This is a genomic window from Ramlibacter sp., from assembly GCF_035548915.1.
Lineage (GTDB): Bacteria > Pseudomonadota > Gammaproteobacteria > Burkholderiales > Burkholderiaceae_C > Ramlibacter.
The window spans coordinates 50416-74409 of sequence record NZ_DASZSE010000001.1 but is presented as its reverse complement, the minus strand read 5'-3'; the positions used below and the strand labels follow the sequence as shown (position 1 = coordinate 74409).

The following is a 23994-nucleotide window of genomic DNA, read 5'->3' as shown; positions in this document are numbered from 1 at the left end:
AGGTGCGTCCGCAGATCGCATGACGCCCAAGAACGACGCCGAATCTCACGCAAAGACGCCTTGAACATGCAATCCTTCAAGTCCCGCAACACGCGCGCGCTCAAATCGTGCGCGTTTGCGCGTTGTTCAGACCTTCCCTAATCTAAAGTCGGTAGGCGCGACGAGAGGAAGCGGGCGTCAGCGGGCGTCCAGGTCGACCTGCCACTTCGAGCTCATTGCGGTTGATCTTTCTTTGGGAGGTACTCGCTCACTAGGGATTCATGCGCCTTGCCATGGCTCGGAAACGGACGATGAATGACTAGAAGGTATCCTTCCGGAGTTCGTCGCGCTCGTTCTGCAATATCATCCCGCCACTGCTGCGGAGCAGCAAGTAAGCGATCTTCGGCCCGGACCGTGATTTGAAACTTCGAACAGTTCGGGCACTTGAAGTACTTTCGCTGTTCGTAGTCCACAAAATAGTGGACGGCTTGGGAGCCGCACAAAGGACAGCACTGAACGATCTCTTGTCGCACTTCCGGCACTCCTCTCTCGCGCTCCCGACGTTGCCACTGCCTAGCCTGCTAAGGGAAGCGACGCCGACTATAGCGCGTCCGGTTGAGTTGCGGATCGGGCTTCGTACGGATTCGAGCGAGGACTTTCCCTGCGCCGAACAATAGGTAGTGCTCCCGCGGCCCGGAACGATGATGCCCTCGGCGACCTGCGCACGTCACCCTCATCATGTACGATCAGACGCGCTCCCGAATCCCGCGTCCGTGCACGCCATGCCGACCAGCATCTTTGGCACTCTGCCCCGTCAATTGCAGCGCGATCCCGCTTCGGGTGACGACGCGGGACCGGCGACGCCTTGGCCGCCCGCGCTCGCCCAGCGCCTGCACGCCCACCTCATCGAAACCCACATCTCCTGGGTCCTCCTCACCCGGAACGACGCGTACAAGTTCAAGAAGCCGATCCGCCTTCCCTTCCTCGACTACTCCACCCTCGACCGCCGCAAGCGCTGCTGCGAGGAAGAAGTCCGCCTCAATTCACGCCTTGCGCCTTCGCTCTATCTCGGCGTCTCGCGCATCACGGGAACACCCGATTCACCGGCCATCGACTCGGATGGGCCCGTCCTCGACTACGCCGTGCACATGCGCCGCTTTCCCTCGGGCGCGCTCTTCAGCGAGCGCGCCTCGGCGCGCACTCTCACCCCGCACGACGCCGACGCGCTCGGCACGATGCTCGCCCGCTTTCATGAGCACGCGCCGCGCGCCGGCACCGATACACCCACCGACCCCGCCGCCACCCACCACCGCGCCCGCGCGGCACTCGAAGGCGCGCGCCTCGAACTCACCGAATCCGAACACGCCGAGCTGCGCCGCTGGCTCGACGCGGGATCGGATGCGCTGCTGCCGCTTTGGATGGCGCGGCGCGCATCCGGCCACGTGCGCGAGTGCCACGGCGACTTGCATCTGGCCAACATCGTCGAAGTCGAAGGCAACGTGTGCGCCTTCGACAGCATCGAATTCGACCGCGCGCTGCGCTGCATCGACGCGATGGAAGACATCGCGTTCACGCTGATGGACTTCGTGGCACGCGGCCACGCACCGCTCGGCTGGCGATGCATCGATGCCTGGCTGCAGGCGACCGGCGACTACGAGGGCCTGCCCGTGCTGCGCTACGCGCTCGTGTATCGCGCCCTCGTGCGCGCGCAAGTCGAACACCTGCGCGAAGACGGCGGCGACGCGGCCGGGCGCTACGCCGCCACCGCGCTCTCGTTCGCCAGGCCGCGAACGCCACGCCTCGCCATCACGCACGGCCTGCCCGGCTCGGGCAAGACCTATCGATCGCAGTCGTGGCTGGAGCACGAAGGCGCGATCCGCATCCGCTCCGACGTCGAACGCAAGCGTCTCTTCGGCCTCGGCGCGCTGCAGGACTCCAAGGAAGCCGGCATCGATCTCTATTCGTCCGACGCGACGCAGCAAACCTATGCGCGCCTGCTGGACCTCGCGCGCATCGGCCTGCGCGCGGGCTTTCCCGTCGTGCTCGACGCGGCCTTTCTCAAAGAGGCCGAACGCCGCGCGGCCGCTTCGCTGGCGCGCGAATGCGATGCGCATTTCGCCATCCTCGACTGCAAGGCGCCCGACGCCGTCTTGCGCCAGCGCCTGCAAGCGCGCCGCGGCGACGCGTCGGAAGCCGATCCGCAGGTGCTCGACAGACTGCGCGAAAGCGCCGAGCCGCTCACGCCGGCGGAGTCCCGGCTCGCCATCGGCTAGGCTTCACCGCGCGGCCATCCGCCGCACTTCGCTCTGCTTCATGCGCAGGTAGTCCGCGCGATCCAGCTCGTGCAACTGCCGCGGATAGCGCTCGGTCGCATCGAACCACGCCTCGAGCCGCGCATCCAGCTGCCGCGGCGGCGGCGCGGCGAGCGAATGCAGATACGCCTCGATCGCGAGGTAGTAGCGCATCAGGTTGCGCTCGGCCACGCCGCGCATCCCGCCCACATAACTGCCTTCGCCCGTGCGGGAGAATCCCACCTTGTCGCGCCCGACCGTCGCCAGGTACAGATGCAGCGCGAAGTGGCTCGCGCCGCCGTAGCCGAACGCATAGCCCAGATGCAGAAAGGTGCGATCGCCCTCCAGCGGCACCGCCTCCACCAGGATCGCGTAGTCGCGCGTGTCGTAGGGTCCGTCGGCGGCGGTCATCCGCACGCGCAGGTAGTCGGTCTGCATCTTCGGCGGCTCCCAGACGAAGTGCAGTAGCGACGCATCGGCGACCGCCTGCTCCTGCTTCTTGCCCACGCGCAGGTCGATCGTGGTCGGGCCCTGCTGCAGAGACCGCCGGCAGTACTTGTTGTTCAGGTGCAGGATCAGGATGTCGCACCACTGGCCCGGGTCGCCGAGCACCTTGGCCGTCGTCGCGAACGGCTGGTCGACCACCGCGTACATGTCGCCTTCGATGCGCCTCGGCGCTTCGGCCGATTCCAGATGCAGCGGCGCGCCGAGCGCGTTTCGCGCGAGCTCACCGCGCAGCGCCGCAAAGCGCGCGCGCAGGCCCGCCGGGCCCAGCTCGGCGGCATGACCGGCCAGCGAGCCGAGCAGCGCGACTGTCGCGAACAGGATGATCCCCAGCCGCCGCATCGTCGAAGAGGTGCCCACGAGTCTATTGTGGCGCGAGCCCGCGCCGCGCGTGGCTCGCCGCCGGTACGCATTTTTGCGATTCGTCAACGGCAAGCGCGGCCCAGCCACCTAGATTGGGGGCTGCGACGCTGGGACTGGCGCCAGAGGAGATCATGAAAACCGACCTGCGGCTGAAAGCCGACGTCACGGCCGAACTCGCGTGGGACCCGGCCGTCAATCCCGCCCGCATCGGCATCTCGGTCAAGGACGGTGTCGTCACGCTCTCGGGCCAGGTCGACAGCTACCTCGGCAAGCTCGCGGCCGAGCGAGCCGTGCGCCGCATCGCGGGTGTTCGCGGCATCGCGCTCGACCTCGACGTCGATCTCCTGCCGCACTGCGCGCGCGACGATACGGCCGTCGCACAGGCCGCGGTGTCGGCGCTCGAGTGGCACGCGCTCGTGCCCCACGAAGCGATCCAGGTGGAAGTGGAGAACGGACGCGTCACGCTCACGGGCGCGGTCGCGAATGCCGCCGAGTTCGCGGCGGCCGAACAATGCGTGCGCCCGCTGTCGGGCGTGAAGGACGTCGTGAACCGCATCGAGATTCGTCCGGCCACGCTGACGGCGGACGTTGCCCGGCAGATCGAAAATGCCTTCGCGCGCCAGGCGCTGCTCGAGGCGCGGCGTGTCGTGGTGGAAGTCGAAGGCGGCGTCGCCACGCTGAGCGGCCGCGTCGATTCGATGGCGCAGCGCAAGGCGGCGATCGCCTCCGCATCGGCCGCGCCGGGCGTAACGCAAGTCGTGGACCGGCTGGAGGTCGTGAGCTAGAGTCGTGCCCATGGCACCGTACACACAGCTCACGACGGCGATCACCGGCGCATGCGGCAACCTCGGCCGCGCGGTCGCCGCCGCATTCGCCGCGCGCGGCGACAAGCTCGCGCTCTTCGACCACGGCGCGGAGAAGCTCGCGAACCTCTACGGCCCCGACACCGACATGCGCGTGTGCGTCGCCTGCGACCTCACCGATGCCGCCGCCACCCAGGCCGCCGTCCGCCGTGCGGTCGAGCGGCTCGGCCCGATCCGCGTTCTCTGCAACATCGCGGGCGGCTTCCGCATGGGAGAAGCCGTGCACGAAACGACGGACGCCACGTGGAACTTCCTCATGGATCTCAACGTGCGCACGATGCTCAACACCTCGCGCGCCGTGATCCCGGGCATGCTCGCGGCGAATGCGGGTGCCGTCGTCAACGTCGCGTCGAGCGCCGCACTCGAGGGTGCGGCGCGCATGGGCGCCTACAGCGCGTCGAAGGCCGCCGTCGCGCGGCTCACCGAGTCGATGTCCGCCGAGCTGCGCGACGCGGGCATCAACGTCAACTGCGTGCTGCCGAGCACGCTCGACACGCCCCAGAACCGCGCCGACATGCCGAAGGCGGACCCGTCGAGGTGGGTCGCGCCCGAGGACCTCGCCAACGTGATCGTGTTCCTCGCGTCACCCGCGGCCCGCGCCATCCACGGCGCATGCGTGCCGGTCAACGGGCGCGTGTGACGCTTCGCTCGCCTGCCCTTCAATCGGTGCAGGTGAAGGACGACGCGAGGTTCACGTCGCCCGAGCCGTTGTACTTCGGCCACTTCGGATAGTCGCACAGCGGGCGCGTGCGGCCCGGCACGCCCAAAGCGGACGAAGCCGTTCACGGTCGCGGAACCCATCCACGCCTGTAGGCGCTGGTAGTACTGCGCAACCGCAGCGCGTCGACGCTCCTCAGGTCGCTCGTGTCGCCGCGGCCCGAGGAAGCGTCGGTGCCGCTCGAAATCCACATCGCGCTGCGGCTGTGGAGCCTGAGCGGGCCGCGCGAGGAGGGCTTTGCCGATTGGGCCGGGCTTCAGGCCAGGGCGGGCATCACGGCGCGTTCGATTCGCAGGGGACGCCGCTTCAATCCTGCCCCAGCAGATTCTCCCGCAAGGTCGCGTGTTCGTACTCGCGCCGGAACACGCCGCGCTTTTGCAGGATCGGGATCACGTGGTCGACGAAGTCGTTCACGCTGTCCGGATTGGTCGTGGGGCTCAGGTTGAAGCCGAGGCAGCCGGTCTCGCGCCAGATGCTTTCGATCTCGTCGGCCACCATCTCCGGCGTGCCGACCACCTGCTTGATCGTGGGACCGAGCGCCCACTGCTCCGCCACGTCGCGCAGCGTCGCCTGTTCGCCCTTCTCGTTGGTCATCGCCGACGCCATGAGGCCGCGCGAGCCTTGCGACTCCTGAGCATCGCTCAACGGCCGATCCGGATCGAACTGGCTCAGGTCCAGGCCGAACACGCCCGACATGCGCGCGAGGTTCGCTTCGAGCGGCACGCGCTCGCGCAGTTCCTGCACGCGCCGGCGCGCTTGCGCTTCGGTGCTGCGCACGATGGGCTGCAGGCCGAAGATCACCCGCGGCTCGGGCGCACCGTGCTTGCGCGCTTGCGCCTGCAGTTGCGCCGTCGCCTTCTTCATGCCCGGCACGTGGTTCTGGATCGCGAAGATCACTTCGGCGTGCTTCATCGCGAATTCCATGCCGCGGCCGGACGAGCCCGCCTGGAACAGCACCGGGCGGCCATGCTTCGACGGAAGCACCGGGCCCATGCCCTTGCAGCGGTAGTACTTGCCGGTGTAGTCCACCTCGCGCACGAGCTGCGGATCGGCGAAGCGGCCCGCGGCCTTGTCGGCGAGGATGGCTTCCTGCGGCACGCCGTCCCAGAGCCGGTAGCAGACCTCCATGAATTCGTCCGCCATGTCGTAGCGTTCGTCATGCTCGACCTGCTTGCCGAGTCCGCAGGCCAGATGTTCGGCCCGGCTGAACCCCGACACGATGTTCCAGCCGACGCGGCCGCGGCTCAGGTAGTTGAGCGTGGAGATGCGCCGGCAGGCCAGATAAGGCGACGTGCCGTTGGTGGACATGGTCACGCACACGCCGAGGTGCTTCGTCGCGGCGCTCATCACCGCGATGAGCGGCATCGGATCGTGATTGGGCCAGATCACGCCGTATTCGACGCTGGGGCGCGCCGTCCCCTTGTACACGGCATGCGTGGCCGGGCTGTCGGCGAAGAACACGCCGTCGAAGCAGCCGCGTTCGAGCGTGCGGGCGATGTCCGTCCAGTAGCCGTAGTCCTCGAGGCCGTCGAGCTGGCCGTCGGCCGGGTCCGCCCACGCCATGAGCGTATGCGTGATGCTGGTGTGAAGCAGCATCTGGAAGAGGTGGATTCGCGGTGCGTTCGCCATGGCTTTCTCTCCTGCGCTCCCGCTCACTCCGGCTTGATGCCGGCGTCGCGCGCCGCGGCGCTCCAGAACTTCGACTGCGCGACGACGAAGTCCGTGAAGGAAGTCGAGCCGAGTTCGAGCGGGTCGAGCCCGAGCAGCTTGTACTTCTCCTGCATCGCGGGCTCGCTGCGCGCCTTGTGGATCTGCGCACGCAGCCACGCGGCTGCTTCGGGCGCCATGTTCTTGGGCCCGCAGACGCCGGCCCACGCGACCACGCTGATCGAGGGCTTGCCGAGTTCGCCGAGTGTCGGCACTTCGGGCAGGCTCGCGGAGCGCTGCGACGCAAGCACAGCAAGCGCCTTCACGCGGCCGCCGCGCACCATCGGCGCGGTCACGCCCATGTCGGTGATGCCGAAGGCGAGCCGGTTCTGCGAAATGTCCGTGAGGCTTTCCTGCGACGTCTTGTAAGGAACGGGCATGGCCTTCACATCGAGTTCTTTGGCGAGCGCGGCGGAAAGCACCTGCGCCGTCGCGTTCGCATAGGCGTAGCTGAGCGCGTTGGGCTTGGAAGCGGCGAGCTTCAGCAGGGCGTCCAGCGAATCGGTACCGACGCCCGGAGGCGCGACGATGACGTACGTGTAGGCGACCAGCGGCTCGATGAACGTGAAGTCGTGGACGGTGTCGTAGGGCACCGACTTCAGCACCGAAGGCGCGATGGAATTCACCGAGGAACTGCAGATGCCGATCGTGTAGCCGTCGGCGGGGCTGCGCACGAGCGCGCTCGCGCCGATCGTGCCCAGGGCGCCTGGCATGTTCTTCATGACGAAGGTGGCACCGGTGTTGCGGTTCACGGAGTCGGCGATCACGCGCGCGAGCTGATCGGCGCCGGAGCCGGCGGCGTACTCCACGATGAAGTTGACGGGCCGCGCCAGAAGCGCTTGCGAGAAGGCGGCAAGCGGAGCCAGCAGAAAGGGAAGCAGGAAGGCGAATTTGCGCATGATGATGTCTCCTTACTACGTTGGGATTCGGATTCGTGGATGTCGTTGCGAACGCGCGTTTGTATCGATGCAATGCGGCAGGCCCGACACGGGGGCTCAGCGGATGAGCGACTTCACCCAGTCCTCGCTCACGCCTTTGTCCCTGCAGTGTTTCATGTACCGCTCCAGCCGCAGGTACACGTCGTCGTAGCTCGTCACGTTGCCTTCCGGGTCGAGGTGGATCACCGGGCCGTACACATGGAAGAGTGCCGTCATGTGGCCGACCTCGGGGTCGATGAAGAGCGTGTGGATGTGGCCGGCGGGTTCGTAGACGAAGCTGCCGCCCTTCGCGAGCCAGTCGTGTTCGCGGTAGCCCCAGGAGCCGTCCATGGTCCACGCGGTCACGGCCGCGGCGTGGCGGTGCCGCTGGATCGTGCCCTTGCCTTTGGCCTTCAGGATGCTGATCCAGCCGCCGTTCGTCACGTCGAAGAGCAACGGCCGCACCCAGCCTTCGAGCGGATGGTCGTTGCCGCGATGCGGCAGCGGATACCAGCGCTCGTCGAGCGTCATCACGTCCGGCAGGAACATCTCCGGCCGGGTGAATGAGGAATCCGGAATGTTCAGCGGTGCGCCGGGTTCAGACAAGCCGTGCCTCCTTCCACTGGGCGATCTCCTGCTCTTCGAAGCCGGCCTGCGTGAGGCGCTTGCCGGTGTGTTCGCCAAGCGTGGGCGCCGCGCGGCGCACCGTCGCTTCGCCACCGCTGAAGCGGATCGGCGCGCGCAGTTCGCGCAGCTTGCCGAGCTTCGCGTGCTCCGTCTCGTAGACGAGCCCGTCGATGCGCTCGTCGAAGAAGGACATCGACTCCTTGATGCTCAGCACGGGCGCGGAGATCACCTCGTGCTTCGCGAAGAGCGCGAGCCACTCGTCGCGCGTGCGCTCGCGAAAGAGCGGCTCGAGGATCGCGACGAGCACTTCGCGGTTCTTCACGCGGTCCCAGTTCTCCTTGAAGCGCGCATCCTCCGTGAGGTCCTCGCGACCCAGCGCGGCACAGAGCTGCCGCCACGAGGCGCGATGGAACGCGCCCACCACGACGTGCTTGCCGTCGCGCGTCTCGAATGCCTGGTACGGCACGAGCTGCGGGTGTCCGCTGCCCTGCCGCGTGTAGTTGGGCTCGCCGTTGAGCACGCTCACGACGTAGTTGGGCATCAGTGCGTAAGCCGCTTCGAGCAGTGACACCTGCACGTGTTCGCCCACGCCCGTCGCATCGCGGCGGCGCAGCGCCGCGAGGACGCCGATGGTCGAAAGCATCGCGGCCGATGCGTCCACGACGGGCGTGCCCGTCTTGGAAGGCGGGCGGTCCGGCTCGCCGGTGACGTCCAGGAGGCCCGAATAGGCCTGGCCGATGATGTCGTTGCCGCCGTCTTCCTCCATCCCGCGCGCATCGCCGAACGCGGAGACCGAGCAGTACACGAGCCGCGGATTCACTTCGCGCAGCTGCTCGTAGGAGAGTCCCCATTCGGCCATGCGGTGCGAGCGGAAGTTTTCCAAGAGCACGTCGCATTCGGCGGCGAGCGCGCGGATGATGCGCTGGCCGACCGCCGTGCGGATGTCCGCCGTGACGCCGTCCTTGCCGCGATTGATGCCGAGGAAGTAGCCGCTTTCGCCCTTGCCCACGTAGTCGTCGGTGAAGCGGATCAGGTCGCCGCGGCCGGGCTTCTCGATCTTGATGACTTCGGCGCCCATCTCGCCGAGCAGCATGGCGGCGAAAGGCGCGGCGAGCGCGGAGCCGAGGTCCAGGACCCGAAGGCCCGCCAGAGGAGGAAGAGGTGTCGTCATGGAGCGGGGGAAAAGTGGCGCTCGGCCGCGGCGAGCGCGGCTTCGAGCCCGTGGTCGCGCATTTCGCGCAGGAAATTGAATTCGCCGGGACGGAAGTGCACGTTGCTCGCCCACGCGCCGACGGCGGCGGCCGTCGCGAAGCCGGTGCAGATCTGCATCTTGGCGAGCGATGCGAACACCACGTGCTTTTCCGCGGCGATGCCGTCGCGCATCACCTGCGTGCAGAAGGCCGCGAGGTTGCGCGCGGCCGCCTCGAGCCCCTGCGGTTCCACGACTTCGTCGATGAGGCCGTACTGCAGCGCCTGCCGTGCGTCCCATTGCGCGCCGAAGAGAAGAAGCTCCTTCGCGCGCTTCAGGCCCACGGCCGCGACGAGCATCGAGATGTCGCCGTCGACGCCGACGTGCTGCCAGCGCGGGTTGCCGAAGCGCGCCGTGTCGTCGGCGAGCACGAGGTCGCAGCAGAGCGCGAGATAGAGGCCGATTTCGAGGCACAGCCCGCGCGCGGCGAGCAGCGTGACCTTCGGGCAGTGCAGCACGCGCGTGTAGAGGCCGTCCGGTCCCCACCAGAGCGCGTCGTGCGCGGCCAGGCGGGCGCGCTGGCTCGGCACCTTCTTCACCGATCCGCCGGGCGCGTTCCTGTACATCGCCTCGGCCTCGCAAGCGTCGAAGCCGCGCGTGAGGTCCGAGCCTTCGGCGGCGATGAAGATCACTTTGATCGAATCGTCGGCGGCGAACCGCGCGAACGCATCGCGCAGCGCGGCGACCATGTCGGTCGTCACGGCGTTCGCGGCTTCCGGGCGCGCCACGACGATGCGGCCGATGTGCGGCACGGCGTCGCGTTCGCAGCGGATCGCGGGATGCGTCATGCGCCCGCTCCCGCCGCGCGCTCGGCGGCCTGCAGCGCCGTGGCGTGGAAGCCGGCCATGTCGAAGTCCTGCCCGACGCCTTGCGTGTCGAGGAACGCTTCGACCAGCAGCTTGCTCATCGCGACGCCGTCCAGCGGCATGCGCGCGGCGCACTCCGCCGCCGAGCGTGCGCGGGCGTCGACGCCGTCCGCCGCCACGGCGAGATTCACGAGACCCGCACGCAGCGCCATGTCGGCGTTCCAGGCGTCGCCGCCCAGCATCCACGACTTGGCGCGATTCAGGCGCATCGTGAGCGCCGCGAGCACGAGGCTGCTCTCCGGCAGGGCGGTGAAAGGCGCCTCGAAGCGGGAATCGTCCGCGCACACCGTGTGATCGGAGCACAGCACGAGCATGCTGCCCACGGCCGAGCAATGGCCGCGCACGGCCGTGACGACCGTCTTCTTGCAATAGGCCAGATTCTGGTAGAGGCCCGACGGCGCGCAGAAGGCCGCGTGCCACTTCGAACGCTCGGCTTCCCGAACCGCCGACGCGATGCGAAGGTCGGCCGCGGTCGGCGCGGGCGCGAAGTCGGCGCGGTCCGATCGCAGGACGATCGCCTTCACGTCGTCGCTGTCCGCGGCGTCGCGCGCGGCATCGCGCAACGCGAGCGCGAACCGTGTGTCCGCACGCGAAAGCGGCGAAGCGTCGGCGAACGTGATCAGAGCGACCCCGCCCACTTGCTCGATGCGGATCATGGCGCCTTCATCTCCACCGTGGAGGCGGCGAGCCGCGCCTTGTCGGCCTGCAGCGCGCCCGACACGCCCGACTCCTTCACCTTCGTCCAGAAATGCGCCTCGTCGTGGTCGGCCTGCAGGAAATGCGAGAAGAGCAGACCGCTCACTTCGCGCACGTTGGTCTGAAAGAGCGATTCGGCCGCGCGGATGCGCGACTTGCAGTATTCGACGATGGGCCCGGGCTGGCTCGCGAGGCGTCGCGCGATCCGCTCGACTTCCTCGTCCATTCGATCGTCGGGCACGCACGAGTGCGCGAGGCCGAGACGAAGCGCGTCTTCGCCCGACATCGCCGCGCCCGTGTAGCCGAAGCGCCGCGCGGCCTTCGTGCCGAGGATGCGGTTGATGTGCGTCGCGGATACGGCGCCGGCCGGGCCGAGGAAGCGCGCTTCCAGCGCGCCGATCTTCGAGCCCGGGCTCACCACGACCATGTCGCAGCGCGTGCCGATCATGAAGTACGCGGCGGCGGCGCAATAGCCGTGCAGCCGCAGCACGGTCGGCTTGCTGCAGCGAGTGATCGCCTGGCTGAAGCCCTGGCGCCCGTAGTTGAGATCGCTCGCGTAGCGGTTGGCCATCGAAAGCGACATGCGCTTCTGGCCGGGTGCGCGCTGGCCCCAGTCCTCGTTGATCTCGTTGCCGCTGCAAAACGACTTGCCGTTGCCCGCGATCACCACCACGCGCACGCCGGCGTCTTCTTCGCACGCGTGGATCAGCTCCATGAGGCGCGTGCGCATCGGCACGGTCATCGCGTTGTGCTTCTCCGGCCGGTTGAGCGTGATGCGCGCGATGCCGTCCGCGCGCCTTTCGAACAGCACCTGCTCGGGCGCGCGCGCGAGGCTCTCCGGATTGCCGTAGCGCTTCATGCGGCGACGGCTTCGTTCGTGCTCGGCGCGGATGCGGCGCGCACCGCGCCGGCGTCGGCCGAGACGATCGTGTCGCCGTCCACTTCGAACTGCGTCGCGATCTTCTGCGACGCCGTGATCTTGCGCATGTAGGCGAGCACGTCGGCGAATTCCGGCTCGCTCGCCTTCAGAAGGCGTGGTTGCGACTTCTGGTTGATCATCGTCGGCTGCCAGCGCACGCGGCTCACCTTGCCCTGCTCGATCTCGAGGAAGACGGCGAGTCCCTTTCGCGAATCCACCGGGAAGGGGAACGTGGGATACGCGGGGTCGTGCGTCCAGCCCGGATGCAGGCGCTGGCGGCGCTCGATGCGCTCCGGCTTTTCCAGTTCGCCGGGCTGGTAGTACATGTCGAACGCGAAGTTGGCCATGCCGTAGAAGATCGGCTTGCCCTTGTAGATCTCGACCGGCTTCAGGATGTGCTGGTGGTGGCCGAGGATCACGTCCGCGCCGGCGTCGATGCACTGCTTCGCGTACTTGATCTCGTAGGTCGCGAGTTCGCCTTCGCGGAAATGCAGGCCCCAGTGCATCGACACGATGACGACATCCACCTGCGACTTCAGCGCGCGGATGTCGGCGAGGATGTTGGCGAGGTCGTCGTCGTGCGGGTACGTGATGATGCGCGGCGGCGTGCCCGGCTGGTCGGGTTCCAGCGTTTCGTAGATCGTGCGGGCGCGCGCCGGCGCGCAGCCGGGGCGGTCCACGTCCGCCCAGTAGCGGATCGGCAGGATCGAGCAGTAGGCGAGAAAGCCGATGCGGTTGCCGTTGTGCTCCACGATCACGGGCTTGCGCGCCTCGGCGAGGTTGTCGCCGGCGCCGAAGAGATGCATGCCCGGTACCTTGCGGAAGTGCTCGATGGTCTCGCGGAACGCGCTGATGCCGTAGTCCATGCAGTGGTTGCTCGCGAACGACGCGAGGTTGAAGCCCGCGCGGCCGATGGCGTTGACGTTCTCCGGATCGCCGCGCAGAGGCGACGACGTGCCGCTCACGTTCACCTCGCCGGACTTCGCGTAGATGGCTTCGATCTGCGCGAACGCGAAGTCGGCTTCCTTGATGCGCTCGTGCACGAGCTCGAAGATGGTGTCGGGCTGGTCCCGGTTGACGGCGACGTCGCCGACGGCGAAGACACGGGTGGGCTGGCTCATTCTGTCGTTCGGGGTCTGAAGGGTGCTGTCAGGCAGCGGCCGCGGGAGCGGCCGCACGGCAATAGCGCGCGAGGATTTCGGCGGTGTGCTCGCCAAGCGCCGGCACGTGCGGACGCGGAAGCGCGTCCACGCCCGGCATCCGGAAGGGCGCATTCGGCACGAGGTACGAGCCGGCGGCGTCGCGGACCGCGGTCGTCGCGCCGCGCGCGCGCACCTGCTCGCTTTGCATGGCCTCCGCGACCGTGAGATAGCGCGTGCAAGGAACGCCCGCGGCCATGAGCTGCCGCTCGCCGTCGGCGGCGGTGCGCGTGCGCGTCCACTCCTCGATGAGCGACATCAGCTCGGCCCAGTTGCGCTCGCGCGCGACGGTGTTCCCGAAGCGCGCTTCGGTGAGCCATTCGGTCTTGCCGATCACGCCGCACAGCGCCTCGAAATTCTTCTGGCTCGTCGGTGCGATCACGATGAAGCCGTCCGTCGCCCGCAGCGGCGGATAGACGCGGCTTTTCGCCGGCGTGGGCGCCTGCCATTCCTGGCATTCGGCGACGAGGATGTTGAGCATGCCGTCGAGCAGCGCCACGTCGATGTACTGGCCTTCGCCCGTGCGTTCGCGGGCGAAGAGCGCGGACTGGATCGCGGCGAAGGCCGACATGCCGCCGAACACGTCGGCCGTGTACGTCGCGGTGTTGGGCGGCTTGCCGCCGCCTTGGTATTCCACCTGCGCGAGGTCGAAGCCGCTGGCCGCATGCACGATCGGCGCGTACGCCGGACGCCGCGAGTGCGGGCCCGCCTGGCCGAAGCCGGAGATGGAGCAATAGACGAGCTGCGGGCGCAATGCGCGCAGCGCTTCGTAGCCGAGCCCCAGGCGGTCGGCCACGCCGGGACGCCAGTTCTCGACGACGACGTCGCAGTCGGCCGCGATGGCGCGCGCGGTGGCGATGCCCTCGGGCGTCTTCAGGTCGAGCACGACGCTGTGCTTCCCGCAGTTGAGCTGGCCGAAGAAGCTGCTGCAGCCGTCGCGCACGGGACGGCGGCCGCGGTTGTGGTCGCCGTGCGGCGGCTCCACCTTGATCACTTCGGCGCCGAGGTCGGCGAGCAGCCGCGTGCAGTACGGCCCGGAAAGCATGTTCGTGAGGTCCAGCACGCGCACGGCGTCCAGCGGCCCGCGCCTCGAATTCGTCGTCATGGCCCGGACTATGGGGCCGCGCGGCGTTCGTGTAAACTGGGATTAATTTGATATTCATTCGGTTTTTTCGATGAATCAAAACCTCACCGGCCGCGCGATCGAAGCCTTCATCGCCCTCGAGGAAACGCGGCGCTTCGCGCTCGCGGCCAAGCGGTGCCACGTGTCGCCGTCGACCTTCAGCCAGATGATTTCTCGCCTCGAGGACCAGGTGGGCGCGCGCCTCTTCGACCGCGACACGCGCAACGTGTCGCTCACGCCGGAAGGCGAGGTGTTCTCGCACGGCGCGCATCGCATCGCGGCGGAGATTCGCGCGTCGATCGAAGAGCTGGTCGACCGCGCGAGCCATCGGAAGGGCCGCGTCACCGTGGCGGCGACGCCTTCGCTGTCGGCGGACTGGCTGCCGCAGCGGCTCGCGGAATTCCGCGACCGCTTCCCCGACATCGAGCTTCGCATGCACGACGTGACAACGGTGCGCTGCCTCGAGATGATCCGGCGCGGCGACGCGGACTTCAGCATCTGCGCGCAGCCGGGCCCCGAGGCCGAATTCGACAACGTACTGCTCTTCCAGGAGCGCTATCACATCCTCTGCGCTTCGTCCGACCCGCTCGCGAAGCAGAAGGAAGCGAAGATCGCGGATCTGCGCAACCGCAGCTTCGTGCACATGGTGCGCACGGGCAGCGTCCGGCAGCAGATGATGCCGCTGCTGGCCACCGCGCAGGTGAGCGACAGCGGCCTGGAGGTCGCGAATTTCGGCACGGTGGCGGGTCTGGTCGCCGCGGGCTTCGGCATCAGCATCGTCCCGGAACACGCGGTGCGGCTGTGCCACCGGCCCGGACTCGTCGCGATCCCGGTGCAGTCGCCCAAGGCCGTGCGGCCCGTCACGATGCTCCGGCGCAAGGGCCGCAGCATGTCGGTCGCGGCCGAGGCGCTCTGGTCCCAGCTGGAAGACCGCAAGCGCCGCAACGAACGCTGAGGCGCTCGCCGCGCGTGCGTGCGCGCCCCGCGGGCCGCCCTGCTATCTGCCCTACGAGCCGCCCTGCCCGGCCGCGTCGCGCTCGAGGTGCGACGTCTCGCGGAAATACTCGGTGATCTCCCGCTCGGCCCCGGCCACGTCGCGCGCGCGCAGCGCGGCCACGAGCCGCCGCCTCGCGGGCAGCAGCTCGGAGCGAAACCGAAGCGACGAGCCCACGGTCTTCAGCACCTGCCGCAGGATGCTCGTGAGGCTTTCCGACACCGCCATCAGCACCTCGTTGTGCGCCGCATGCGCGATGAGGCGGAAGAACTCGAGACCGTGGGCGAGCCGCGCTTCGACGTCGCCTCGTTGCGCCGCCTCTTCCAGCCGCTCGAGGTTCGCATCGAGCGCGGCGAAGTCGTTCTCCGTGCCGCGTGCGCACGCCAGTTCCACGAGCAGGCACGCGATGAGACGCCGCGCATGCTGCAGGTCCGATGCATTCACGGTGCAGCGCTCGACGAGTTCGCGCAGCGACTGCGCCACCATCATGTAGGCGCCCCGGTAGAAGAGGAGCGAGTCGTTGCGGCCGCCGTGCTCGAACCGCACGACCTTTCCGAGGAAGAGCACGTGATCGCCCGCGACGTGCGCCGCGAACTTCTCGCACTGGAAGCTCGCCACGCAGCCTTCGAGCACGGCCGCGCCGCCCAGTCCCTCACGCCAGGGCACGCCCGCGAACTTGTCGGCGATGTCCTTGCGGGCGAAGCGGGACGACAGCTCCGTCTGGTCTTCCGCGAGGATGTTCACGGTGAAGGCGTCCGAAGCGGTGAACGCCTGCAGGTTGGAGCTCGCGAGCCGCAGGCTCCAGGAGACGAGCGGCGGATCGAGGGAGACGGAGTTGAAGGAATTGCACGTGAGGCCGACCGGCCGACCGTCCGCGCCCTTCGTGGTCATGACGGCGACGCCGGTGGGAAACGTGCCGAGCGCGCTGCGCAGCATCTTGGGATCGATGGTTTCGTTGGGCAATGACATCGCGGAAGTCTCTCTCTTTTCGATCGCCGGCGCTGACACGCGGATAATTGCCGAATAGATTGTCAACCATCGATCATCGATCATCGATCATCGATCATTGATGATCCATGTGCCACCGCGACCGCGGCGCCGAACGAGGCGCGATCCTCGCGCGCTCAGAAACTCCTCGGCAACCCGAGCAGATGCTCCGCCACGTACGAATAGATGAGGTTCGTCGAGATCGGCGCGACCTGGTAGAGGCGCGTCTCGCGGAACTTGCGCTCCACGTCGTATTCGTGCGCGAAGCCGAAGCCGCCGTGCGTCTGCAGGCAGACGTTGGCCGCTTCCCACGACGCCTTGGCCGCCAGGTACTTGGCCATGTTGGCCTCGCCGCCGCACGGCTTGTGCGCATCGAAGAGAGAACACGCCTTGAAGCGCATCAGGTTGGCCGCCTCGGTTTCGATGTACGCATCGGCGATCGGAAAGGCCACGCCCTGGTTCTTGCCGATCGGCCGGTCGAAGACGACGCGCTCGCAGGCATAGTGGCGCGCCTTGTTCACGAACCAGTACGCGTCGCCGATGCACTCGGCGGCGATCAGCGTGCGCTCGGCATTGAGCCCGTCGAGGATGTATTTGAAGCCCTGCCCTTCGGTCCCGATGAGGTTCTCTTCGGGAATCTCGAGGTTGTCGAAAAACACCTCGTTGGTTTCGTGATTGACCATGTTGGGGATCGGGCGCACCGTCATGCCATGGCCGATCGCCTCGTGCAGGTCGACCATGAAGATGCTCATGCCCTCGCTTTTCTTCGTCACCTGCGCAAGCGGCGTCGTGCGCGCGAGGAGGATCATCAGGTCCGAGTGCTGGATGCGCGAGATCCACACCTTCTGGCCGTTCACGACGTAGCGGTCGCCCTTCTTCACCGCCGTGGTCTTCAGCTGCGTGGTGTCGGTGCCGGTCGTGGGCTCGGTGACGGCCATCGACTGCAGGCGCAGCTTGCCGCTCGCGATGCCGGGGAGGTACTGCTGCTTCTGCCGATCCGACCCGTGGCGCAGCACGGTGTTCATGTTGTACATCTGCCCGTGCAGCGCGCCCGAGTTGCCGCCGGAGAAGTTGATCTCCTCCATGATGACCGACGCTTCGGCGAGACCGAGGCCCGAGCCGCCGTATTCCTGCGGAATGAGCGCCGCCATCCAGCCGGCTTCGGTGAGCGCGTCGACGAAGGCTTCCGGGTAGCCGCGCTCCGCGTCGATCTTCTGCCAGTAGGCGGAGTCGTAATGTCCGCAGAGGTCGCGCAGGGCGTCGCGGAGCTCCTGATGGGCGTCGGGCGTCGGAATGGAAAGGTTCATGAGGGTCGATCGTGCCTCGCGCGGCCACCCGAGCGCAAGTCACGAATTCGAAAGAAGGCCTTCGACCTCCGGCAACCCGGCGGCGTGCAGCGTGCGCCGGGCGAGCTGGACGACGGGCGCATCGACCATGCGGCCGTCCAGGCTGAATGCCGCACCGCCGTGCACTTCGGCCCCCGCGATCACGCGGCGCGCCCATTCCACCTCCTGCGCGGAGGGAGAGAACGCCGTATTGACCGCCGTCACCTGCGACGGATGGATGCACAGCTTGGCGCCGAAGCCGAACGCGCGCGCCCGGCGGACGTCGGTCGCGAGGCGCGCTTCGTCGGTCGTCGTGACGGTCACGCCGTCGACCGGCGCGGGCAGCGCCGCGCGGCGCGACGCCGCCACGAGCGCGAAGCGCACGGATGCGAGCTCGGTCTCGTCGGGCTCGCATCGCATGCCGAGGTCCAGCTGGAAATCGAGATGCCCGAACGCAAGCCGCGCGACCTGCGGCGCGCGCGAGAGCGCATCCACGGCGTCGAGCCCGGCAAGGGATTCGATGAGCGGGAGCAGCAGCGCTCGCGGCCCGAGGGCGTTGCCGATGGCCTGCAGCGCGTCGGCGTGGCCGGCCTTGGGCACGACGACCGCGGCCAGGCCGCGCCGCGTCCACTCACCGAGCAAGCGCAGGTCTTCGGCATGCCACGGCGTATCGGCGCCGTTCACGCGCACGAGCGTGCGTGCGAGTTGCTCCGCGGTGAAAGCGGCGAAGCGATCGGCGAGCCGGTTGCGCGCCGCGGCCTTCTCGTCGGGCGCGACGGCGTCCTCGAGGTCGACGATCACGCAATCGGCGGCGCTGTCGAGCGCCTTGCCGAAGCGCTCGGGACGCGTGCCCGGCACGAAGAGAAAGCTGCGCGCTCGCGCGAGGCGGTGTTGCGTCGAATTCATGGTCATGTCACGCGCCTTAGTCGAAGCGGACGTCCGCCTGCATCGTGAGGAAGCCGTCGTGGTCGCACCCCCAGAGCCGCGCGCTCCTGTCGTCCTCGGCGAGCGCGCCGCACACGCGAAACGGGTGGATGTCCAGCGTGGGGCGGATCGCCTTGAAGCTGAACGACGCGAAGCGCACATCGGGTCGCTCCCGCCGCGCGAGGTCGGCCAGCAGCGTCGCGATGAGGGGCCCGTGCACCACGAGGCCTTCGTAGCCTTCCTCGCCGGTCGCATACGGCCGGTCGTAGTGGATGCGATGCGCGTTGAACGTGAGCGCCGAATAGCGGAACAGCAGCACGGGATCGGGGCGGATTTCGCGCGACCACGCGGCCGATTCGGGCGCGGGCCGCGGCGAGGGCGCGGCATCGCCCGGCCGGGTGGGCGCGCGATAGACGATGTCCTGCTCTTCGGTGAGCACGGCGCCGCGTTCGTTGCCGATCTCGTGGCGCACGGTGACGAACACGAGGTCGCCGGTGCGGCCGGCCTTGTGCGCGATCGACTGGATGGTGGAGACGCGGCGCAGCCGGTCTCCGAGCCGCAGCGGCGCATGCCACTGCAGCCGGCCGCCTGCCCACATGCGCCGCGGCAGCGGCACGGGCGGCATGAAGCCGCCGAGCTTCGGATGCCCGTCGCCGCGCAGCATGTGCTGCGCAGCCCGCGGCAGAAAGTAAAGCCAGTGCCACAGGGCGGGAAGCTCGCCCGCGGCGCCGAGCGGCGCAGGCTCGATGTCGAGCGTGGCGGCCAGGCCGCGCACGGGCGCTTCCGTCGCCTCGTCCTCGAGGACTTCGCTGCGGCCCTCCCAGCTCTCGAGCTCGGCCATGCGCTCGGGGGTGAGGGGCTCCTCTGCAGTCGTGTCGTCCATCGCGAGATGATGCCCGATGGGTGCCTGGGCCCGGTTGGAAAATTCCGAAGGCGGGCTTCGCCAAAATCGGACCGCGGCGAGGCGACGAGCACGTGGGCCCGTCGCCGATGCCGGGCCTATCTCGGCTAGAGCATGGCCGGCGCGCGTTGACGCTCAATGGCCGACTTGCCCTTTCGCGCCGCGGCCGAGGAGGCAATGACTGCGCTGGAACGGCTTCGCGCATCGCGCGCCGAGATCGCCTGGGAACGCGCCGCCGCATCCCGGATGCCTGCCGCGATGAAATGGATCAGCAACTGGTTGGCATCGACGGCCCCGGCAACCTTCTTGTCCTGGCACATGCGTTCGGCGCGCCCGTTCAGGGCTTGGGCCTGCATGCGCGCGCCGATGGCGAACAGGTAGCACCACACGGCAGTCCCCTTGTCCAGCGCCGGGATGGCGCGCCGGAATTCATCGACAAAGCGGTGGCCGATCGGGTCGAAGTACCGGGCGACGACCTTCCTGGAGCGTTCGTCGTTCGCGACGTCCACGGCCGCGACCATCTGGACGTACTCGGTGAGCTCGGCGCGGTCGCGTTTGGAGCCGCCCTCCACCGGGGTGAACAGGACCGCGAGCAGCTCCTCGAGCGAAGGGACCGGGTTCGTGGCAAGCAGTTCATCGAGCAGGTGCCCCCGATGCCCGACGCTCTTTTGCGAGCAGTACTCGAAGACCGCGTCGTAGAGGCCGTCCTTGCTCTTGAAGTGGTAGTGCAGCAGCCCCTGCGTCACGCCGGCCGCCTCGGCGATCTCGCGCATGGACGCGCCGGCGTAGCCGAGCGAGCTGAAGCAGTGGAGGGCGCCCCTCAGGATGAGTTCACGGGTTGAACTTGCCATGCGCGAGATTCCTCTGGTCGTCCGGGGCATTCTAGCCGCCACCCCCAAGGCGTTTGGTCGTTCGAGCAATTATGCTACGGTTCTTGATTGATCGACCAACCTGTTAACCCGAAGGAGCGCCGGCGATGGAAGGACTGATGCAGCAGCAGCCGTTGTTGATTTCAACCCTGCTCGAACACGCCTCGCGACACCACGGCGCGACGGCCGTGGTGTCCAGACGCACCGAAGGCGGGTTCTTCCGCACTACGTGGCGCGACACCGCGGTGCGGGCGCACCGTCTCGCACACGCGCTGGACGGCCTGCGGCTCGCGCCGGGCGAGCGGGTCGGAACTCTCGCATGGAACACCCACCGGCATCTCGAACTCTATTTCGGCGTGTCGGGCTCGGGCCGCGTGCTGCACACCATCAATCCGAGGCTCCACGCGCAACAGGTGGCGTGGATCGTCAACCATGCGCAAGACCGCGCCGTCTGCTTCGACCTCGCGTTTCTCGCGCTCGTGCGGGAAATCCTTCCACTGTGCCCGCACGTGCGCCACTGGATCGCGCTGTGCGAGGACGACCGGTTGCCCGCCGACACGGGCATCGCCGGCCTGGCGAGCTATGAAGCGCTGCTGGGCACGGGCACGGCCCGCTACCCCTGGCCGGCGCTCGACGAGAACAGCGCCTCGACGATCTGCTACACGAGCGGCACCACCGGGCCTCCGAAAGGGGTCCTGTACAGCCACCGGTCCGCCGTCCTCAATGCGTATGCGGCGGCGACCCCCGACGCGATGAACCTGAGCGCGCGCGACGCCGTGTTGCCGGTCGTTCCCATGTTCCACGTCAATGCGTGGGGCATGGTCTACGCCGCCGCGCTCGTCGGGGCGGTGCTGGTGCTGCCCGCGCAGGCGCTGGGCGGAGAGGCGCTGTACGAACTGATCGAGGCGGAGCAAGTGACGTTTGCGGCCGGCGTGCCCACGGTCTGGCAGGGCCTGCTCGATCACATGGCCTCGCGCGAGCTGCGCTTCACCGCCCTGGGGCGCGCCATGATCGGCGGCTCGACATGTCCGGAAAGCATGATCCGCGATCTTCAAGAGCGCCACGGCGTGCAGGTGATCCACGCATGGGGCATGACCGAAACGAGTCCGCTGGGCATCGTGTGCACGCCCAAGCGCGAGCACCTGGGCCTTGCCGCCGACGAGATGGTCGCGCTGTGCGCCAAGCAGGGGCGGGCGATCTTCGGGATCGACATGCGCATCGTCGGCGACGACGGCCATGAGCTTGCGTGGGACGGCAAGAGCTGCGGCGAGCTGCAGGTGAAGGGCCCCGCGATCGTCCGCGACTACTACGGCAACACGGAAGGCTCGCCGCTGCGGGATGGATGGTTTCCCACCGGGGACGTCGCGACCATCGATGCGCAGGGGTACGTGCAGATCACGGATCGCAGCAAGGACCTCATCAAGTCCGGCGGCGAATGGATCAGCTCGGTGGCGCTCGAAGCGGTGGCCTGCGCGCATCCGGCGGTGAAGTACGCCGCGTGCATCGGCGTCGCGCATCCCCGATGGGGCCAGCGCCCCGTGGTGGTTGCCGTGCTGAAACCCGGGGCCGCCCTCGGCCGCGACGAGCTGATCCGCTTCTACGAGGGCAAGGTTGCGAGGTGGCAGATCCCGGACGACGCGATCTTCCTGGACGACATGCCGCTCGGCCCGACGGGGAAGGTCCTCAAGTCGGCGCTGCGCGAGCTCGTGGCTTCGCGCGCGCCGCCTCGATCCCCGGGTTAACCCCGAAGCCGCACGGGACGCGGAGTGGGATCATCCGAAGCGGAAATTGACTGATCGACCGACCAAATATCAGGAGACAGGCATGCGCAGATCGATTCAATCCGGCCACGGTTTCATGCGCGCGGCCGCAGTGCTCATCGCCGCGGCCGCCCTCGCCGGCGCGTCGTTCCGCGCGGCGGCGGAACCCGGCGTCACCGACAAGGAAATCGTGATCGGCATGTTCGCGCCGATGTCAGGGCCGCTCGTTGCCTACGGTCTCGACCCGGCCCGCATCGCGCAGACGCTGTACGAAGAGGTCAACCAGAAGGGCGGCATCCACGGCCGGAAGATCCGCGTGGTGACTGAGGACGACAAGTGCCAGCCGAACCCGCTGGTGGCCGCAGTCAAGAAACTCGTCACCGTCGACAACGTCTTCATCCTCCATGGCGGCTCCTGCACTGCGGCGGTCACCGCGGCGCAGGAGTTCATCACGCGCGAGAAAGTCCCGCTCGTGATGCTCGCGGCATCCGGCGACAGCGGCGTCTTTCCTCCCACACGCTACATGTTCGGCTCGTTCATGGGCACGCAGCGCGCGCATGCGGCAGGGCTCACCGAGTTCGCCGCGAAGACGCTCAAGGCGAAGCGCCTGGGCGTCATCGTGCACGACGACGAATACGGCAACTCCAGCCTGGCCACCATCCGCTCGGCGGCGGAGCGCTTCGGGATGGAGGTGGTCGCGGTCGAGCGGATCCCGCTCAACATCAGCGACGTCACCGCGCCGATGCTCAACCTGCGCGCCGCGAAGCCCGATGCCATCCTCTCGGGCGGCTACCCGGCACCCTCGGTGCTCATCGTGCAGAAGTACGCCGAGTTCGGCATGTCCGCCACGCCCATCATGCTGATGATGCAAGGCGTGCCGACGCCCTCGGTGTTCGCCAAGAACGTGGGCAACGAAGCGGCCTTTCGCAATCTCTATCTCTCCTGGGGCCCGAACGACCTCGGCGACGAGGCGCTGCACCAGAAGTGGATCAACCTCTACAAGAGCAAGTACACCGACCGCGAGCCGGGCGGCTTCATGATCGTCGGCGTTCCACCCGCGCAGGCCATCATCGCCGCGCTGGAAAAAGCCGGCCCCAACCTGACGCGCGAGCGTTTCGTCGAGGCGATGGAGTCGCTCGAACTGAACTCCGAGCTCATGCCCGGCCCCATCAAGTTCGCGCCCGGCCGCCGCGACGCGACGCGCCACGAGAACGTCGTGAAGTTCGACGGCGTGAAGGTCACGCGCATGCCCGGCGTGTATTCGTGGAACGGCATGGACGGCAACAAGTAGGCGGGCGGTCCGCGCATCCCATGTTCCTCGCGGTCCTCCAGGCGCTCGTGAGCGGCCTCGTCACGGGCTGCGTCTACGCCCTCGTCGCGCTGTCGATCTGCATCGTCTACAAGTCGTCCGACCTGCTCAATTTCGCGGGCGGGGAGTTCGTGATGGCCGGCGGATACCTGGCCCTGCTGGGGTCCGTCGCCTTTGGCCTGGGCTATGCGGCGATCTTCCCGCTGGTGATCCTGGGCGCGTTCCTGATCGGCGCCGCGTTCGACCGCGTCACGCTCCACAAGGTTCGCTCGCTGTCGCGCACGGATCACGCGGCGCACGTGCCGATGATCGTCGCCACGCTCGGGCTGTCCTATATGCTCAAGGGCGCGGCGCGGGTCATCCCGTACACCGAGGAGCCGCGGCGGCTCGCGCCGCTTTGGAGCGGCGATGCGATCTTCATCGGGAGCGTGGTGCTGCAGCGCCAGGACGTCGTCATCGTCGGCGTGACCGCCGCGATCATGATGGGCCTGCTCGTCTTCTTTCGCTACACGATGGCCGGCAAGGGCCTGCGCGCCATCAGCCAAAGCCCGCGCGCCGCGGCCCTCGCCGGCATGCCGGTCTCGCGTTTCAGGATGGGCGCATGGGGGCTTGCTTCGGCCATCGCGGGCATCGCCGGCATCCTGCTCGCGTCCAAGCTGCTCGTGACGCCCGACATCGGGTCCATCGTGATGATGGCGTTCGCGGCGGCGGTGGTCGGCGGCATGACGTCGCTGCCCGGCTGCGTGGTCGGCGGCATGCTCATCGGCGTGCTGCAGAACCTGGTCGGTTTCCTCATCGCGCCGCAGGCCATCGCGATCACGCCGTTCTTCATCATCATGGCCGTGCTGCTCCTGCGTCCGCAGGGGCTCTTCGGCGACGGCCAGGCGCCGAAGAAGGTCTGAGC

22 protein-coding genes and 1 pseudogene are annotated in these 23994 nt (G+C 68.1%); 7 read left to right on the top strand and 16 right to left on the bottom strand.

The genetic code is table 11. The features are described from left to right. Positions 1-761: 761 nt before the first annotated feature. A complete protein-coding gene (locus VHA82_RS00350) occupies positions 762-2252 on the top strand; it encodes an AAA family ATPase (RefSeq protein ID WP_325539092.1) in 1491 nt (496 codons plus the stop codon). 3 nt (positions 2253-2255) lie between these two features. Here the strand turns inward: VHA82_RS00350 and VHA82_RS00345 are convergent, their stop codons facing one another. After that, positions 2256-3134 carry a hypothetical protein gene (locus tag VHA82_RS00345; RefSeq protein ID WP_325539090.1) on the bottom strand — a complete coding sequence of 293 codons (879 nt, stop codon included), beginning with the start codon at positions 3132-3134 and terminating at the stop codon, positions 2256-2258. Between the two features lie 134 nt (positions 3135-3268). Between VHA82_RS00345 and VHA82_RS00340 the strand changes: the two genes are divergently transcribed. Together VHA82_RS00340 and VHA82_RS00335 are read left to right on the top strand one after the other, a co-directional pair. After that, positions 3269-3922, top strand: coding sequence for a BON domain-containing protein (locus VHA82_RS00340; protein WP_325539088.1), 654 nt, complete (start codon positions 3269-3271; stop codon positions 3920-3922). A gap of 10 nt (positions 3923-3932) precedes the next feature. Beyond that, on the top strand, positions 3933-4640 hold the full coding sequence (locus tag VHA82_RS00335; RefSeq protein ID WP_325539086.1) for an SDR family NAD(P)-dependent oxidoreductase: 708 nt from the start codon (positions 3933-3935) through the stop codon (positions 4638-4640). Positions 4641-4659: 19 nt separating this feature from the next. On the opposite strand, the pseudogene VHA82_RS00330 reads toward VHA82_RS00335, so the two are convergent. The 10 genes and pseudogenes from VHA82_RS00330 to VHA82_RS00285 form a co-directional block, all read right to left on the bottom strand. Continuing rightward, positions 4660-4764 (bottom strand): annotated as a pseudogene (locus tag VHA82_RS00330) (tannase/feruloyl esterase family alpha/beta hydrolase); the annotation flags it as partial. Between the two features lie 260 nt (positions 4765-5024). Next, positions 5025-6347, bottom strand: a complete 1323-nt coding sequence (locus tag VHA82_RS00325) for an NtaA/DmoA family FMN-dependent monooxygenase (RefSeq protein WP_325539084.1) — start codon at positions 6345-6347, stop codon at positions 5025-5027. Between the two features lie 23 nt (positions 6348-6370). Next, positions 6371-7324 (bottom strand): tripartite tricarboxylate transporter substrate binding protein, encoded by a 954-nt coding sequence (locus VHA82_RS00320; protein ID WP_325539082.1) that lies wholly within the window; start codon positions 7322-7324, stop codon positions 6371-6373. A 96-nt stretch (positions 7325-7420) separates the two neighbouring features. Beyond that, the gene (locus VHA82_RS00315) at positions 7421-7948 is read right to left on the bottom strand and encodes a 2,4'-dihydroxyacetophenone dioxygenase family protein (RefSeq protein WP_325539080.1); all 528 of its coding nucleotides are present in this window, start codon (positions 7946-7948) and stop codon (positions 7421-7423) included. Further along, positions 7941-9140 (bottom strand): CoA transferase, encoded by a 1200-nt coding sequence (locus VHA82_RS00310; RefSeq protein WP_325539078.1) that lies wholly within the window; start codon positions 9138-9140, stop codon positions 7941-7943. Before VHA82_RS00310 ends, VHA82_RS00315 begins: the two co-directional genes overlap by 8 nt. Further along, the gene (locus VHA82_RS00305; protein WP_325539076.1) at positions 9137-10006 is read right to left on the bottom strand and encodes an enoyl-CoA hydratase/isomerase family protein; all 870 of its coding nucleotides are present in this window, start codon (positions 10004-10006) and stop codon (positions 9137-9139) included. The genes VHA82_RS00310 and VHA82_RS00305 overlap by 4 nt, the downstream gene beginning before the upstream one ends. Beyond that, a complete protein-coding gene (locus tag VHA82_RS00300; protein WP_325539074.1) occupies positions 10003-10740 on the bottom strand; it encodes an enoyl-CoA hydratase/isomerase family protein in 738 nt (245 codons plus the stop codon). The genes VHA82_RS00305 and VHA82_RS00300 overlap by 4 nt, the downstream gene beginning before the upstream one ends. Beyond that, positions 10737-11639, bottom strand: coding sequence for an enoyl-CoA hydratase/isomerase family protein (locus tag VHA82_RS00295; RefSeq protein ID WP_325539072.1), 903 nt, complete (start codon positions 11637-11639; stop codon positions 10737-10739). The genes VHA82_RS00300 and VHA82_RS00295 overlap by 4 nt, the downstream gene beginning before the upstream one ends. Continuing rightward, positions 11636-12820 carry a CapA family protein gene (locus VHA82_RS00290; RefSeq protein WP_325539070.1) on the bottom strand — a complete coding sequence of 395 codons (1185 nt, stop codon included), beginning with the start codon at positions 12818-12820 and terminating at the stop codon, positions 11636-11638. Before VHA82_RS00290 ends, VHA82_RS00295 begins: the two co-directional genes overlap by 4 nt. A 28-nt stretch (positions 12821-12848) precedes the next feature. Beyond that, positions 12849-14003 carry a CoA transferase gene (locus VHA82_RS00285; RefSeq protein WP_325539068.1) on the bottom strand — a complete coding sequence of 385 codons (1155 nt, stop codon included), beginning with the start codon at positions 14001-14003 and terminating at the stop codon, positions 12849-12851. A 70-nt stretch (positions 14004-14073) separates the two neighbouring features. Between VHA82_RS00285 and VHA82_RS00280 the strand changes: the two genes are divergently transcribed. Further along, positions 14074-14976, top strand: coding sequence for a LysR family transcriptional regulator (locus VHA82_RS00280; protein WP_325539067.1), 903 nt, complete (start codon positions 14074-14076; stop codon positions 14974-14976). A 51-nt stretch (positions 14977-15027) separates the two neighbouring features. On the opposite strand, the gene VHA82_RS00275 is transcribed toward VHA82_RS00280, so the two are convergent. From VHA82_RS00275 to VHA82_RS00255, 5 genes are all read right to left on the bottom strand, one after another. Next, entirely contained in the window at positions 15028-15984 is a 957-nt protein-coding gene (locus VHA82_RS00275; protein ID WP_325539065.1) for a flavin reductase, read from the bottom strand. Positions 15985-16139: 155 nt separating this feature from the next. Next, positions 16140-17309: an acyl-CoA dehydrogenase family protein gene (locus VHA82_RS00270; RefSeq protein WP_325539063.1), complete on the bottom strand. Its 1170-nt coding sequence runs from the start codon at positions 17307-17309 to the stop codon at positions 16140-16142. Positions 17310-17348: 39 nt separating this feature from the next. Next, positions 17349-18239 carry a CoA ester lyase gene (locus tag VHA82_RS00265; protein WP_325539062.1) on the bottom strand — a complete coding sequence of 297 codons (891 nt, stop codon included), beginning with the start codon at positions 18237-18239 and terminating at the stop codon, positions 17349-17351. A gap of 10 nt (positions 18240-18249) precedes the next feature. Further along, on the bottom strand, positions 18250-19134 hold the full coding sequence (locus tag VHA82_RS00260) for an FAS1-like dehydratase domain-containing protein (RefSeq protein ID WP_325539061.1): 885 nt from the start codon (positions 19132-19134) through the stop codon (positions 18250-18252). Positions 19135-19259: 125 nt separating this feature from the next. Then, the gene (locus VHA82_RS00255) at positions 19260-20003 is read right to left on the bottom strand and encodes a TetR/AcrR family transcriptional regulator (protein ID WP_325539059.1); all 744 of its coding nucleotides are present in this window, start codon (positions 20001-20003) and stop codon (positions 19260-19262) included. Positions 20004-20128: 125 nt separating this feature from the next. On the opposite strand from VHA82_RS00255, the gene VHA82_RS00250 reads away from it, so the two are divergent. From VHA82_RS00250 to VHA82_RS00240, 3 genes are all read left to right on the top strand, one after another. Next, positions 20129-21763: a 3-(methylthio)propionyl-CoA ligase gene (locus VHA82_RS00250; RefSeq protein ID WP_325539057.1), complete on the top strand. Its 1635-nt coding sequence runs from the start codon at positions 20129-20131 to the stop codon at positions 21761-21763. A gap of 82 nt (positions 21764-21845) precedes the next feature. Then, entirely contained in the window at positions 21846-23072 is a 1227-nt protein-coding gene (locus VHA82_RS00245) for an ABC transporter substrate-binding protein (protein WP_325539056.1), read from the top strand. Between the two features lie 20 nt (positions 23073-23092). Beyond that, on the top strand, positions 23093-23992 hold the full coding sequence (locus VHA82_RS00240; protein ID WP_325539054.1) for a branched-chain amino acid ABC transporter permease: 900 nt from the start codon (positions 23093-23095) through the stop codon (positions 23990-23992). The last annotated feature ends 2 nt before the right edge of the window (positions 23993-23994 follow it).

Coding starts and splice junctions, on each gene's coding strand:
- VHA82_RS00310 (WP_325539078.1), bottom strand. CDS start 9,140: ATGACGACACCTCTTCCTCCTCTGGCGGGCCTTCGGGTCCTGGACCTC.
- VHA82_RS00240 (WP_325539054.1), top strand. CDS start 23,093: ATGTTCCTCGCGGTCCTCCAGGCGCTCGTGAGCGGCCTCGTCACGGGC.
- VHA82_RS00280 (WP_325539067.1), top strand. CDS start 14,074: ATGAATCAAAACCTCACCGGCCGCGCGATCGAAGCCTTCATCGCCCTC.
- VHA82_RS00340 (WP_325539088.1), top strand. CDS start 3,269: ATGAAAACCGACCTGCGGCTGAAAGCCGACGTCACGGCCGAACTCGCG.
- VHA82_RS00260 (WP_325539061.1), bottom strand. CDS start 19,134: ATGGACGACACGACTGCAGAGGAGCCCCTCACCCCCGAGCGCATGGCC.
- VHA82_RS00265 (WP_325539062.1), bottom strand. CDS start 18,239: ATGACCATGAATTCGACGCAACACCGCCTCGCGCGAGCGCGCAGCTTT.
- VHA82_RS00350 (WP_325539092.1), top strand. CDS start 762: ATGCCGACCAGCATCTTTGGCACTCTGCCCCGTCAATTGCAGCGCGAT.
- VHA82_RS00290 (WP_325539070.1), bottom strand. CDS start 12,820: ATGAGCCAGCCCACCCGTGTCTTCGCCGTCGGCGACGTCGCCGTCAAC.
- VHA82_RS00245 (WP_325539056.1), top strand. CDS start 21,846: ATGCGCAGATCGATTCAATCCGGCCACGGTTTCATGCGCGCGGCCGCA.
- VHA82_RS00295 (WP_325539072.1), bottom strand. CDS start 11,639: ATGAAGCGCTACGGCAATCCGGAGAGCCTCGCGCGCGCGCCCGAGCAG.
- VHA82_RS00305 (WP_325539076.1), bottom strand. CDS start 10,006: ATGACGCATCCCGCGATCCGCTGCGAACGCGACGCCGTGCCGCACATC.
- VHA82_RS00250 (WP_325539057.1), top strand. CDS start 20,129: ATGGAAGGACTGATGCAGCAGCAGCCGTTGTTGATTTCAACCCTGCTC.
- VHA82_RS00300 (WP_325539074.1), bottom strand. CDS start 10,740: ATGATCCGCATCGAGCAAGTGGGCGGGGTCGCTCTGATCACGTTCGCC.
- VHA82_RS00335 (WP_325539086.1), top strand. CDS start 3,933: ATGGCACCGTACACACAGCTCACGACGGCGATCACCGGCGCATGCGGC.
- VHA82_RS00320 (WP_325539082.1), bottom strand. CDS start 7,324: ATGCGCAAATTCGCCTTCCTGCTTCCCTTTCTGCTGGCTCCGCTTGCC.
- VHA82_RS00270 (WP_325539063.1), bottom strand. CDS start 17,309: ATGAACCTTTCCATTCCGACGCCCGACGCCCATCAGGAGCTCCGCGAC.
- VHA82_RS00325 (WP_325539084.1), bottom strand. CDS start 6,347: ATGGCGAACGCACCGCGAATCCACCTCTTCCAGATGCTGCTTCACACC.
- VHA82_RS00275 (WP_325539065.1), bottom strand. CDS start 15,984: ATGTCATTGCCCAACGAAACCATCGATCCCAAGATGCTGCGCAGCGCG.
- VHA82_RS00285 (WP_325539068.1), bottom strand. CDS start 14,003: ATGACGACGAATTCGAGGCGCGGGCCGCTGGACGCCGTGCGCGTGCTG.
- VHA82_RS00255 (WP_325539059.1), bottom strand. CDS start 20,003: ATGGCAAGTTCAACCCGTGAACTCATCCTGAGGGGCGCCCTCCACTGC.